Raw genomic sequence first — 13,511 nt, forward strand, 5'->3', positions numbered from 1 at the left:
TTTTTATTTTACCAGATGTCTACTGTACCATTCTTGTTTGTGAATCTTGTTGTGTCTTTAATTGTTGTTCTTGGTGGTATGTCTTTGGATATTATTTTGACTTGTGATGCACAACCTTCAATGTTGTATTTTGCATATAAATCAACTGGCATGTAGTTTCTTCTTGTGTTTGTGAATACTGCTGTTGTTGATACTGCATAGGTGTCTGGATATTTACCTAGATCTATTGTTGTTTCTTGTCCAGCATTCAATGTTATTGTTAATTCTCTATAGCTGACTTTAGTTCCATTAACTGGATTTGTGTAGATTGAGATGTAGTATTTGAATGTTATTGCTGATGTTCCTGTATTCTTTAATATTATTGAGAATGTCTTATTCTGGACTACAGGAGTTGGTGTTGGTACAACTGGTGTTGTTACATTCACTGTAACTGGTGTTAAGTTTCCTATTGTAACGTTGTAGGTTCCAGCTTGTGTTAAGGTGTAAGATAGGCTTACAGTTGTTGAGTTTCCTGGACCTAGTGTTACTGTTTGATTTGCAACTGCTGAACCATTAATGTAGAGTACTGCTGTGTAGTTTCCAGCTGTTCCTCCAGTGTTTGTAACTTTTGCTGTTGCAGTTATTGTTAGTGGTGCAACTCCAGATGTTGGAGTGACTGTCAAGTTGCTTAGTGTGAAGTTTGCTGGTGTTGTTACAGTTACTGTAACTGGTGGTAAGACATCTGTTACATTTGTTCCTATTGTAACGTTGTATGTTCCAGCTTGTGTTAAGGTGTAAGTGAATGTTATTGGAACTGTTGTATTATTTCCAACTGTTAATGCCTGGCTTGCAACTGCAGTGCCATTCACATATAATGTTGCTGTCACATTAACAGGTGTTGAGTATTTGTTTGTGAAGTTTGCTGTTGCAGTAATGTTTAATGGTGCAACTCCAGATGTTGGAGTGACTGTTAAGTTGCTTAGGACATAGTTTGGATCATAGACTTTAACTGTTACTTTTGATGTTGGTAATATTGTTGTAACATTTGTACCCATCATTATTTCATGAGTTCCTACACCTAAGTTTGGATAGTTGAATGTTATTGGAAGTGTTGAATTTGCAGGAACTGTAATTGTTTGATTTGCAACTGCTGAACCATCAATGTAGAGTATAGCTGTCACATTAACAGGTGTTGAGTATTTGTTTGTGAAGTTTGCTGTTGCTGTAATGTTTAATGGTGCAACTCCAGATGTTGGTGTAACTACTAAGCCAGTTAGGTTATAGTTTGGATCATAGACTATTATATTCCTTACTTTACTGTCTGTAATGTTTAGATTGTTATCTAACAATGTGACATTTAATGTGTAAGTACCTGGAGATTGTATGTATGGATAGAAGTAATATGTGATTGTTTGTGGTGTTGGTGCATTTATATTCACTGTTGTATTTGCATTATATACTACATTATTAGTTGCATTAATAGTAACATTTAGATATCCTGTGAAGTTAGCACTTGTCACAGGAACTGCCACTGTAATTTGTCCAGGATATATTGTTGTTGGTGATACAGTGATGTCACCAAGTGCAACCTTACCTACAGTTACTGGTACAGTGTTGGTTGTGCAGTTCCAAGGTTGACCAGCTATTGTTGCATTAACACATACATATATGTTGTAAGTTCCTGTTTGGTTTAATGTGTAAGTGAATGTTATTGGAACTGTTGTCTTTGCAGGAACTGTAATGTTTTGACTTGGATTACCAATAATTTGACTTGTATTAGTAGCATTCAAAACATATAATGTTGCTGTGTAATTCCATTGTATGTCACCAGTGTTTGTGATGTTACATGTTGCAGTTATTGTTAATGGTGCTACTCCAGATGTTGGAGTGACTGTTAAGTTGCTTAAGGTAGCATATGGTGGATTTAAAACTGTGACTGTAACGTTGTTACCCTTCACAACTGTTGTACCATTTGTTGCCCAGACACTTACTGTATGATTACCTGTTTCTGAGAAGTAATATTGTGTGTTGTATGTCCATACTACATTAGGAGTACTATTATTCTGTTGGAAGTTAGTTCCCCATAATGCATTACCATCATACACTAAAGTAGCATTTGCACCATTAGTATCAGTTGCCCCATTTGTTATAGTTGCATTAATATTACATGTTGTATTCTTAAATACTGTAATACTTGTGTTTGAACTTGTTGGCTGTCTTGTGTAAATATCTGGAGCAGTAACTGTTACATTGTCAACTTTTACAGCAGAAGCTACGCCTGCTAGCGCAAATACTGCCAGCACCATTGCCAGCAGCATTAAATTTCTCCTAATATTTTCACCTCCAAATTTCCTTTTTATTCACAAGATAGCCTTATGAAAACATTCTATATTTAAAATTTTCGGTATTTTCACATTCTATACACTTTATATTTTAAAAAAATTGTTCAAATTTTGTGAACACTACACATAATAAAAACTAAATACATTGTTCATACACTTTCATAGTTTCCTTAACAACATTGTCCCATGTAAATTTTGATAAAGCAAATTTACGAACTTTAGATCTTGAATTATAACTAAGCAATTCTTTTAATGCCTTAACCAATTCATTGACATCATAATTAATTATCCTACCAACTTCATCATTTATCCATTCTGAAATTCCACAATATTTTGTAACAATAACTGGAGTTCCGCATACCATAGCCTCAAGTACAACATTCCCAAAAGATTCATAATAATCCTTTGATGGTAAAACAAAAACGTCCGCATCAGTATAAGCCTCAATTTTTTCCTTTCCATAAATAGGACCTGTTAAAACAACCTTCTTATCTATTTTTTTAATTAATTTTTTTAGTTTTCCGAGATAATGATCATCAGGGCCTGCAATAACTAATGTTACATCTTCATTGTTAAGCTTGGAATAAGCCTTAATAAGTAAATCCAACCCTTTTCTTTCATGAATTCTTCCTAAATACAAAATCATTTTGCCTTCAATACCAAATTTTTTCTTAAATCTACCTTTTTTAGGTAATTCCCATGGATTAATACCATTAGGAATATGAACTACACGACTCATATTTACTTTTGGAAATACTTTCTTATATTGCCTAGATTCAATTTTAGATGATGCAATAATCCTACAAGCATTATAGAATATCTTTGATCCAATAAAATCAAATATCTTTTTCCTAATTGTTTTTGAGAATCTTGGTGCTGAACCTCTTGGCTGCAATACATAAGGAACATTATATTTTCTTGCATAATAATAAGCAACTAAAGCTAAGAAATTACGGAACTCATGTATATGAACAATATCATAGTCCTTAATCTCTTTTCTAGCAACTATTGGCATATAATAAGGTAGCGGGATGTTATGTGAAGATAAGAACATAGACAAATTTCTAAAATAATAAACATTGATGCCATCAACATTGATAGCTCTATTCTTAACAACATTAATTCTCCTCTTAAATCCATCTGTTGTATAAACAGTTACATCATGACCTAATTTAGCTTGCCTATAACTTATTTCATATACAGATCTTGGAGGTCCTCCAGCTTCCCAAGATGGTTTAAAATATGGAACAACATGAAGAATCTTCATTTTATCTTTCCAATAAATTTTTAAGTATTTTTTCAAATTTGTCAGTTATTTTTTCCCAATCTCTTTTCTCTACATACCTTCTAGCCTTAATTCCTTCTTTCTCAATATCTATCTTCCTTGCCAAATCAATTGTCTCCTCAGGTTTATCCACATAAAATACGCCATTCCCTTTGTTAAATTCCATGACTATTCCAGGTAACCTGGTTGCTATCACAGGCTTTGCCATTGCCATATATTCATATATTTTTATTGGGACTATATCTTGCATTATTTTATGTTTATGAGCTGGTAAAACACAAATATCAGCGGCAGCTAAAAATTTTGGTATCTCATCATATTTTTTCCTACCAGTGAGAATAATTTTGTTGCATTTATTAGCTATTTTCAAAAGATCATCATAGATATCTCCATCACCAACAATCATTAACTTCATATTTACATCTTTTTTACACAATTCTTCAGCTAACTCTTTTAAACCAGAAAATTCATAAAGATATCCCATAAAAAATAAAAGTAATTCATTATCTTTAATTCCATATTTCTTTCTTATCTCTCTACCATCTAAACTTAAATCAAATTTACTTAAGTCTATTCCTGCCCCCAATACTTTAGTTTTTCTAGGATTAGACCCTAAATCAATAGCAAATTGGGCCAAACGCTTGTTTATTGCTAAAACCAAATCTGACTCCTTAATAATTTTTTTCATCAATATTTTTCCAAAAAACTGTAAATAATTTTCAGGAATAAGCCTATATAGAACATCTATTAAGTAATAAACAAAAGGTATGTCATGTTTTTTAGCTTCATGAACTCCTAAAAAAGAATTTAAAATTCCAAAACCCAATATAACATCAGGATCAAATTCTTTAATTTGCCTTTTTATTTCCTTTTTGTGGAAATAAAGGATGGATAAATAATCAAGAATTGGAATCTTTACAATGCTTGGCCTAATCACTGTAACATCAGCCTCAGGAATTACTTTATGTACATTCCTAAATATTTTCCTTTTTTCAAAAATTTTATATCCTTTCTTTCTATAATCTATTTCATAATCAATTACTCTTATCTCATGACCTCTCACTGACAACCTATCAATTAGATGATGCTGTTGATGTGGGTTCCTAGTTATCCAATCTGACTCTTGTAATAGAAGTATTCTCATTTTTCACCTCAAAACTCTGCAGATCTCTTTATTTTATCCCAATTCTCAACAAACCATTTATATGTAATCTCAAGTCCTTCTCTAAATGAAACTTTTGGTTCATAATCTAGCAATTTCTTAGCTTTTTCAATTGATGACAATAATCTCGTTTTGACATCCCATTCTCTCCTTCCAACATATACAACGCCTGCTTCATTCCCTGTTAATTCATTGACAATTTTTGCTAATTCAATAACCTTATGTTCCTTCCCTGAACCTAGATTTATAGCTTCTCCAATTGCTTTTTTACGAACACCCATTTTTAATAATCCTCTGACTATATCACCAACAAAGGTCCAATCTCTTGTTTCATTTCCAGTGCCTGTTATTGGAAGTGGTTTTCCTTGCATTGCCCAATAGAAGAAATTAGGTATTACATTACGATATTTTCCTGGAACTTCTCTAGGGCCATAAGCATTGAAAAACCTTGCATTCACAATTGGCAAATCATATAGATTGTAGAAGTAATTACAATAAAGTTCACCAAGTAATTTAGTTACCTGGTATGGTGTATGTAGTGAAATAGAGACGTCATCTTCTTTAAATGGAATTTTAGAATCAAGGCCATAAACTCCACATCCAGATGATGCATAAACAAATCTTTCAACTCCAACAAGTTGTGCATACTCTAAAACTTTCAGTGTTCCCAATCCATTAACTAATAAATCGGTTTCAGGATGATCAACACTATTTTGGTTTGCAAAATGTGCTGCAAGATGGAAAACATAATCTGGTCTTTCTTTATACACCCTTTTTAATATCTCATCATCAAGTATATCTCCTTCAACAAATACTATGTTTTCATGTTTTGGGATATTCCATTTGTAGGAGGAAGATAAGTTGTCAAGTATTATTACATTTGCACCTAGCTCAGCTAATTTTCTAGATAAATTACTTCCTATACATCCTGCTCCACCAGTAACTAACACGGTCTTACCATCATATTTCTTAAATTCTGACATTATGATCCTCTCCATCGTTCCTTCATCATTCTATTTATTGAATCAAGTATTATACCTGTAAAGATAAAAAATGTTCCAAATAGTGCCATTATACCTGCCACAATTGTAGGACCTATATTTACACTCCTGCCAATTAAATAATCTCTAAGAAATATCAATCCAAGTATCATGCCAATAACCATGACTACTAAACCAGGCAATGTGAAATAGTAAAGTGGACGTTCAAATTCCATGTCATGTAATATTTTAGCTAAAACTTTTAAACCATGACTTATTGGATTCTCAGAAGGTTTGCCAACATCGTATCTTGATCCAATTTCAACTTCAACAATTTTTAATCCAGCTTTTGCAGCATCGACTAACATTTCACTTTCAATTCCGAATCCATCATCCTTAAATCTAAAATATGGCATGCATTTTTTTGAAAATGCCCTAAACCCACTTTGTGTGTCTGAAATTTTAATACCTGCAGTTATATTTGTTGTTACATCCAAAACTTTTTGGCCTATTCGTCTATATTTGGGAGTTCCTGGATCTCCTCTAAGATATCTACTTCCATTAACAAAATCTGCCTTACCTTCAATTATAGGAGTTATAAGTTTGGGAATTTCATCTGGATTATGTTGAAAATCCCCATCTAAAGTAACTATTATGTCAGCATTTTTGTTTTTAGCATATTCAAAACCTGTTTTTAAGGAGGCACCTTTGCCTTTATTTTTATGATGTCTAATAACTTTAGCTCCTGCTAATTCAGCTATATCGCCAGTTCTATCAGTACTACCATCATCTACAACAATAACGTCATCTACATATTTTTTTGTTAATAAAACAACACTGCCAATAGATAATTCCTCATTAAATGCAGGGATCACAGCAACAACTTTCATGATTCTATACCATAATATTCTTTCATCCATTCCACAGTTCTCTTAATACCTTCCTGTGGTGGAACTTTAGGATCATGACCTAAATCTCTTTCTGCCTTTGAACAATCAACAATTTTGACTCGTGTTGTATGCGGCTCAACTTCTTTGTATCTAACTATGGAATCATCTCTACCTACAGCCTCTAAAACCATATCAGAATATTCTTTAATGTCATATAGCCATTCTCTTCTTCCACCAACATTATATACCTCGCCAGGTTTAAAATTATCAACTATGTTAGCAAATGTTCTAACAGAATCTTCAACATAATCTATTATCCTTTTATGTCCTTTATAGACAGTGTATGGTTTGTTATGTAATGCATGGTAAATAAATTTAGGTATAAATCCTCTATATGGATGGTATTTTTCACCAGGCCCATAACAATTTACTGGCCTAACTCTAACAATTTCAGATCCATGCATTCTTTCTGCATTCATACACATTAGTTCTCCTGCCCACTTGCTTATTGCATAATCATTCATTTGATATGTATCTTTTATAGGGTTATTAACCATAACATCTTCATGCATTACTCCATCGTAATCTCCATAAACTTCCGCTGATGAAAAGAATATCAATCTAAAATCATGTTTTACTTGTAGGTTGAGAATATGTTTAGTTCCTATCACATTAGTCTCCCATAAATTCTCATAGTAATGTTCACCATTCCATCTTCCATATTCAGCAGCTAAGTGATATACATAATCAAATTTCCAACGTTCGAAAACTCTTTCTAGCTGTCTATAATTCCTAACATCAGCTCTTATGTAATTCTCCCTGTCACTATGCATCAAATCTAGAGAAATTACCTCATGTCCTCTGCTTTCTAACTCCCTAACTAGGTGTTTTCCAATAAATCCTTCTCCACCAGTCACTAAAATTCTAAATGTTTCCATTTTTACATCTCCCTCTTATATATCACTACTTGTCCAATTTTTTTTATTGGATAGTATCCATGAAGTGGCACAGATTTACTTGTGTCACTATGTATATAATAGTATGGAGGTGCTTTATTCATAAGTCGCCAGAACAATTCCTTATCACTTTCACTATAAATACGTGTAAAAACGTATTTTTTTAGATACCAAGTAAATGCAGGACCTCTGTCAGATGCTATAATTTTGTATTTATAATCAGGATCATATTTTTTTAGCCATTCTGCAGCAAGCTTTTCAGATTGAACCCAGGGATCACTTTTGGGCATCTCTATTAAATATATACCTGTGTTAAATATTATCAATGTAAGCAATACTGTCGCTATATTTTTTATTTTCGTAACTTTAGAAAATTTATGTACTCCTAATGTAAATGCATAAGCCAATGCAGGAGTCATTGTAATGAAATAGCGATCAACCTTAACAGGATGTAATGTATGTAGAATAAAGAATGATAGAAACCATGTTAAAAATATTAAATCTAAGGCCAATCTTTTATCTTTTAAATTCCTATATAGAGATAAAATCATTCCAAACATTATAAATTCGGCTATATAAAATGGAAAATTAAAGTAAATTGATAATGCAAGCACTATTGCTAATATAGTAGGTAGTAGGTATTTTTTTGGATTTTTAAAGGTAAATGGTATTATTCCAATGATGATGAAGATTAGTATTAAATATGAGATTAAAGTTGGTTCACTATTAGATGGCCAAAGCATATCCTCATAATTATGTATGACTTTAGCTGAGATATATTGTGGTATATATTTGAGGTAATAGAGAAAATCTAAATTATAGCCTGGATTTGTAGATGAAACTGCACCACCAGTAGAATATTTAATGAAAGGAACTATATTTTTTTGTCCAAATTGTTTTAAAAATTCATAGAATTCATAATAAATAAATACTCCAATGCCAATGCTCGCTACTATTTTCTTAATATCAATTCTTTCTTTATATATGTAGAAGGTAAGAATTAGTGGGAAGATTATCAATGCAGATGTATATCTTGTTAAAAAGGAGAGAACTGCAACAGGGAATACAAAGTATAGATATCTAGAATTCTTTTTAACACCCAGTAATACAAAATATAAACTCCATAAGGCTAAAGATATGGATGGAACATCTAATGCTCCACTAACAGCCCACATAATGATTAAAGTGAAAGTTGCGAAAGCCGTAGCACCTAAAAATGATTCTACTTCACTAAACTTCAACTTCAATATTAAATATAGAGCAATCACACCTAAAACATAAAAGATTGCTGACACTATAAACAATGCAGTTTCAGACACATAGCCTAGTTTAAAAATTAAAGAAGTTAGATAAGAGAGAAATGGAGGTAAATAAAGAGTATCACTTGCACCTATGCCTGCCATTTTTGCTGCATTGTTTAGATAAAAAAATATATCCCAATAGTAAACCCCAATCTTACTTTGTATTTGAACGAGTATTATGGCAAGTATTGAGGTAAAGATAAGTAAAGTGAGAAGATACTTATCTACACCTTTCATAGATTATGGCTCCTTTAAATTTTTTAATGATTTCAAAACCTTTTAATTCAAAACCTTTTTTTGTCCATATGAAATAAGTTGCATTTGAATTTATAAGCATTTTAGATAAATCATCTATACTCTTAAAATCATCTGGATTCCCTCTTTTCACTTCATATTTAAGATACCAACTCATTCCAATCCAATGATCTGAAAATATAATCTTCTGTCTATAATTTGGATCATAATTTTTTAACCATGTTGCTGCATTCTCCAAATTTGAATCTAATCTATATGGAGTTATAGTGAAATAGTAACTTAAGGAAGATATAACAACGCCCACAGCTAGAAAAATTACTAATGCATTGTATTTCGAGGTTGAAATTAAATTTTTTAATTCTGAAATTCCAAGCATCAGAATGTATGTTAGTGGAATAACCATCGTTATAAAGTACCTATCAACTTTGAGACATATTAAGCTATGAGCAAACAAATAGGTTAAAAACCATGTGAATACCATTAAATCTAGTTTTGGAATTTTAGATTTTGAATAAAGAAATAACATGCAAGGAATTAATAACAATTCAGGTATAAGGTAAATTAGTTGATATTTCAATGATAAAATTGTTAAAAAAATTGTTGGGATAATTCCATAAATTGCCCTATGTCTTTTTAAATATAAAGAAATCCCCAAAATTGAAAGAAAAGCTAAAACATAACTTATTGGAGATGTGTATCCCATACTTGGATTTAGATATGTACCTAAATACTCTTTTGAAGGAAAGCTACTTATGTATTGTAAAATATGTTTCAGATAGTAGAAACTATCTAGATTGAATCCTGGATATTCTGGATTAGGTGTGCCTGGAATTCCAATGCCTAAAAAGATGAAAGGATTACCTACTTTTAAATATAAAAAATACATGAAGGAAATTAAAATAGGACTCCCAAATGCAGCTCCTATCATCAATTCTTTAATATTTTTAAATCTACTCACAATCAAATATGTTAAAATAGGAATAACCAATAATCCTGCTGTATATCTTGTTAAAAAAGCTAGAAGATAAAGAATTGGTGTAAAAAACAAAAATTTTTTGTTTTTTTCCATACCATAAACAAATGTGAAAATTGTCCATACACTTAGCATGGCTCCAGGAACATCCAGTGTTCCAGCAACCATCCATGCAAGTACAACAGACATGCATGAAAGAATTAATGTTCCTGCAAAACTTTCAATAGTTGTAAATCTAAGTCTTAAGAATAAATATGTTCCTAAAACTCCTAATACATATATTATCCCACATATTACAAACAAAACAGCTTCAGATACTCCTACAACCTTAAATAACATCCCAGTTAAAAATGGGATTAAAGGAGGAAGATATTGTTTATATCCTGGACTAATTCCAGCAAACATTAAAGCATTCCAAAGATATATGTACGTATCCCAGTATACTACCCCAAGTTTTACCTGAAGATTTAAAAAATAAATCGTTATTAATGTTATAAAGAGTAATAAAACTGAAATCATTTTTTTATCTTTTTTTGGATGCATAATATCCCTCCTACTTGAATTTATCTTTAAATGAAATATCCGCCAATAAAATTAAATATCTTGAAATATTCTATGGATTAACAATGCCTTTCATGCTCAACAAATCTACATTTAATTTTCCTTCAATTGTTTATCTTTATATAAGTTGATATTACTAAGTGATATTAAAATTAAAAAACCAGTTTTAAGGGTTAAAGAATGAGAATAAACATTTTCCTATAAAAATATTTTTAGATATCTAATATTTTCCTATTATACTTAACATTTTATCTTTATTTACGATGACGCCCTCAAAGATTAGAGATTATTAATTAGATATATTAAAAGATTTTAATCTCTTTTTATTTTATCTAAAACAATTTCTCCTTGCTTCTTATCCACGTTTTCTTTCGAAAAATTTATATATTGGTTTAATGTGTATGCCTTATTGTGGTGGGGCATCCAAAGGGTGCCCCACAAGTAGGAGGGAGATAATATTCCGCCGTGTAAATTGAAGTTAGTGGGATTAATTCTAGTGAGCTTAGTCATACTAAGTCTCAATGGAGTGAACGCCCAGGCAAATACAACCTTACAAAACACAACAACATCATACAACTCCTCTATCAGTGTAAATGCAGTGTGGGTAAAAGCATGGGACATGGAAAAAATGAATTTCACATCGGTGAAACATAAAAACATAACAGATGTTTTCCTTGAGCAGCAGGCATTTGAAAAACCAAAATTCCAAAACTCCACAAAAGAATTCATAAACAAGGCCAAGAATGAAAATATAAGAGTCCATGCATGGATAATGTGCTTAAGGCAAAACAATACATGGATAGACCCAGTTAAGCACCCTGAAATCAAAGATGTGCTGGTTCAGAAGGCAACTAAGTATATAAAGGAATACAACGTTGATGGAATACACCTAGATTACATAAGATATCCAGGAAATGCACCAAAGAATGGTACAGATATAATAGCAGATATAGTTAAGTATGTATATGAATCAGTGAAGAAGATAAAGCCAAATGCATTAGTTTCAGCAGCAGTTATGCCAGAAATGTGGGCTAACTATATATATGGCCAAGATTACACAAAGATGTCAAGATATCTAGACTTCATTGTTCCAATGGCTTACAAAGGTAACTACAATGAAACAACTGAGTGGATAGGGAAAGTAACTAGATATGTTGTTGAGCATTCATTAAAGCCAGTTGTCACAGGAATACTTGCATATAGATCAGATAAAAATCCTGTTAAGTTGCCAGCAAGTGAACTAGTCCAAGATATCAGGGCTGCATTGGAGAATGGTGCCAGTGGATTTGCTATATTCCACTATGGAATAATAGATAAGAAATTTTTCATGGATAATCCAATTGATGTCAGTATAAATCAAATAAAGGATGCTGCAGCTAGAGTAACCAAATTTATTGATGTAAACAACAGACTACCTAGATATGTAAAAATTGGTAACCAGGAAATATCCATTGCACAGTACCTATATCTTGTAGCTACTGCACTTAAACAAGGACTTAAAGGAACTGTAACAGTGATTAACGTTGACAATCCTGATAATTCAACAGTAATGGCTTTAAAAGGTAATATCAAAAAGAACGAGTACCTATCCTTAGCAAAAAGAGTTTCAGACTTTATAGAGTCATATGAAAAAGCACCTAATTTTGCTACATTTAAAAACCAAAAAATTTCGTTTGAACAATTAGTCGCCTTATTCTCTAAAGCCATAGCTAACAACTTACCTAGTTATATAAGTCTAGAGAAATTAAATGGCATAAAGTCAGGATATTCAGCATTTAGCGCTGGCAATCCATTAAACTACACCCGTATAGACACCACCATTAACAATCCAATAATCACAGTCTCAGACATACTTGATGCAGCAGCTAGAGTTAAAAAATTCATAGATACAAACCAAAGATTACCAAAAACAATAAAATTGGCCAACCAACAAATAAAACCTGCACAGTTCTTATATTTAGCATGCAAAGTTATTACTGGCGACACATCAGCATTGTCTATACCAAACATGGCTGAAGCCATAAATGGAGACTCATTAACAACAATAACATTGCCAAAAGACAAGTATGTTGATGTAGCAAGTAAGGTCATTAAATTCATGGATACAAACGGAAAAGCTCCCAATTTTGCAACAGTAGATGGAACAAAAATATATTACAAAGACTTAGTTTACATGGCAGCAAAGATACTAAACTTTTACAAAGATAAAAACAGACTACCAAATTATGTAACAATAGATCCAGACATTACATCAAGACCTGAAAATACACCATACAGGGGTGAAGATATATCACAATACCTTAGAGCAACAGCAAATTGTCAAGTCAATGACCCAAGAATACAAAGTCTAGCTAAAGAATTAACAGCAAATGCTGCAAATGACTGGGAAAAAGCATCAAATATATTCAATTGGGTAAGAGATAACATAGATTACAGTTTCTACTACAACACAATGAAAGGCGCAGTAGGAACTTTATTAACAAGGAAAGCAAACTGTTGTGACCATGCACATCTCTGTGTAGCATTATTCAGGGCAGCAGGACTCCCAGCAAGATATGTACATGGATATTGCCAATTTGTGTCAGGAAACTGGTATGGACATGTCTGGGCTGAAGTATTAATTAATGGAGTATGGTATGCGGCAGATGCAACAGCATTTTGTAATAGTTTAGGCGTTGTGAAAAACTGGAACCCAACTACAGCTACAATATATGGAAGATACGCAAGCCTACCTTTCTAAATTCTTTTTTAATTTATTTTTTTATTTTTTACAAAAATAAATTTAATTCTTCATAAATATATTTATAATGATTAATCATAATAAATT

General features: G+C 31.9%; 9 protein-coding genes. 1 reads left to right on the top strand and 8 read right to left on the bottom strand.

Annotated elements, in window-relative coordinates:
- Positions 1-8 precede the first annotated feature (8 nt).
- From ACZ5LY_RS04090 to ACZ5LY_RS04125, 8 genes are all read right to left on the bottom strand, one after another.
- Positions 9-2,297 carry a beta strand repeat-containing protein gene (locus ACZ5LY_RS04090; RefSeq protein ID WP_464576979.1) on the bottom strand — a complete coding sequence of 763 codons (2,289 nt, stop codon included), beginning with the start codon at positions 2,295-2,297 and terminating at the stop codon, positions 9-11.
- Positions 2,298-2,457: 160 nt separating this feature from the next.
- Entirely contained in the window at positions 2,458-3,588 is a 1,131-nt protein-coding gene (locus tag ACZ5LY_RS04095) for a glycosyltransferase (protein WP_013414149.1), read from the bottom strand.
- Position 3,589: 1 nt separating this feature from the next.
- Positions 3,590-4,750 carry a glycosyltransferase family 4 protein gene (locus tag ACZ5LY_RS04100; protein WP_464576982.1) on the bottom strand — a complete coding sequence of 387 codons (1,161 nt, stop codon included), beginning with the start codon at positions 4,748-4,750 and terminating at the stop codon, positions 3,590-3,592.
- Between the two features lie 8 nt (positions 4,751-4,758).
- Entirely contained in the window at positions 4,759-5,751 is a 993-nt protein-coding gene (locus tag ACZ5LY_RS04105) for an SDR family NAD(P)-dependent oxidoreductase (protein ID WP_464576984.1), read from the bottom strand.
- Positions 5,751-6,668 carry a glycosyltransferase family 2 protein gene (locus ACZ5LY_RS04110; protein WP_013414152.1) on the bottom strand — a complete coding sequence of 306 codons (918 nt, stop codon included), beginning with the start codon at positions 6,666-6,668 and terminating at the stop codon, positions 5,751-5,753. The genes ACZ5LY_RS04105 and ACZ5LY_RS04110 overlap by 1 nt, the downstream gene beginning before the upstream one ends.
- Positions 6,635-7,576, bottom strand: coding sequence for an NAD-dependent epimerase/dehydratase family protein (locus ACZ5LY_RS04115; RefSeq protein ID WP_464576987.1), 942 nt, complete (start codon positions 7,574-7,576; stop codon positions 6,635-6,637). The genes ACZ5LY_RS04110 and ACZ5LY_RS04115 overlap by 34 nt, the downstream gene beginning before the upstream one ends.
- A 2-nt stretch (positions 7,577-7,578) precedes the next feature.
- Entirely contained in the window at positions 7,579-9,132 is a 1,554-nt protein-coding gene (locus tag ACZ5LY_RS04120; RefSeq protein WP_464576989.1) for a glycosyltransferase family 39 protein, read from the bottom strand.
- Positions 9,116-10,666 carry a glycosyltransferase family 39 protein gene (locus ACZ5LY_RS04125; protein ID WP_464576991.1) on the bottom strand — a complete coding sequence of 517 codons (1,551 nt, stop codon included), beginning with the start codon at positions 10,664-10,666 and terminating at the stop codon, positions 9,116-9,118. Before ACZ5LY_RS04125 ends, ACZ5LY_RS04120 begins: the two co-directional genes overlap by 17 nt.
- A gap of 514 nt (positions 10,667-11,180) precedes the next feature.
- Between ACZ5LY_RS04125 and ACZ5LY_RS04130 the strand changes: the two genes are divergently transcribed.
- Positions 11,181-13,424, top strand: a complete 2,244-nt coding sequence (locus tag ACZ5LY_RS04130; protein ID WP_464576993.1) for a pseudomurein-binding repeat-containing protein — start codon at positions 11,181-11,183, stop codon at positions 13,422-13,424.
- Positions 13,425-13,511: the final 87 nt, after the last annotated feature.

The sequence above is a fragment of the Methanothermus sociabilis genome (assembly GCF_055392295.1).

Coding starts and splice junctions, on each gene's coding strand:
- ACZ5LY_RS04090 (WP_464576979.1), bottom strand. CDS start 2,297: ATGCTGCTGGCAATGGTGCTGGCAGTATTTGCGCTAGCAGGCGTAGCT.
- ACZ5LY_RS04095 (WP_013414149.1), bottom strand. CDS start 3,588: ATGAAGATTCTTCATGTTGTTCCATATTTTAAACCATCTTGGGAAGCT.
- ACZ5LY_RS04100 (WP_464576982.1), bottom strand. CDS start 4,750: ATGAGAATACTTCTATTACAAGAGTCAGATTGGATAACTAGGAACCCA.
- ACZ5LY_RS04105 (WP_464576984.1), bottom strand. CDS start 5,751: ATGTCAGAATTTAAGAAATATGATGGTAAGACCGTGTTAGTTACTGGT.
- ACZ5LY_RS04110 (WP_013414152.1), bottom strand. CDS start 6,668: ATGGATGAAAGAATATTATGGTATAGAATCATGAAAGTTGTTGCTGTG.
- ACZ5LY_RS04115 (WP_464576987.1), bottom strand. CDS start 7,576: ATGGAAACATTTAGAATTTTAGTGACTGGTGGAGAAGGATTTATTGGA.
- ACZ5LY_RS04120 (WP_464576989.1), bottom strand. CDS start 9,132: ATGAAAGGTGTAGATAAGTATCTTCTCACTTTACTTATCTTTACCTCA.
- ACZ5LY_RS04125 (WP_464576991.1), bottom strand. CDS start 10,666: ATGCATCCAAAAAAAGATAAAAAAATGATTTCAGTTTTATTACTCTTT.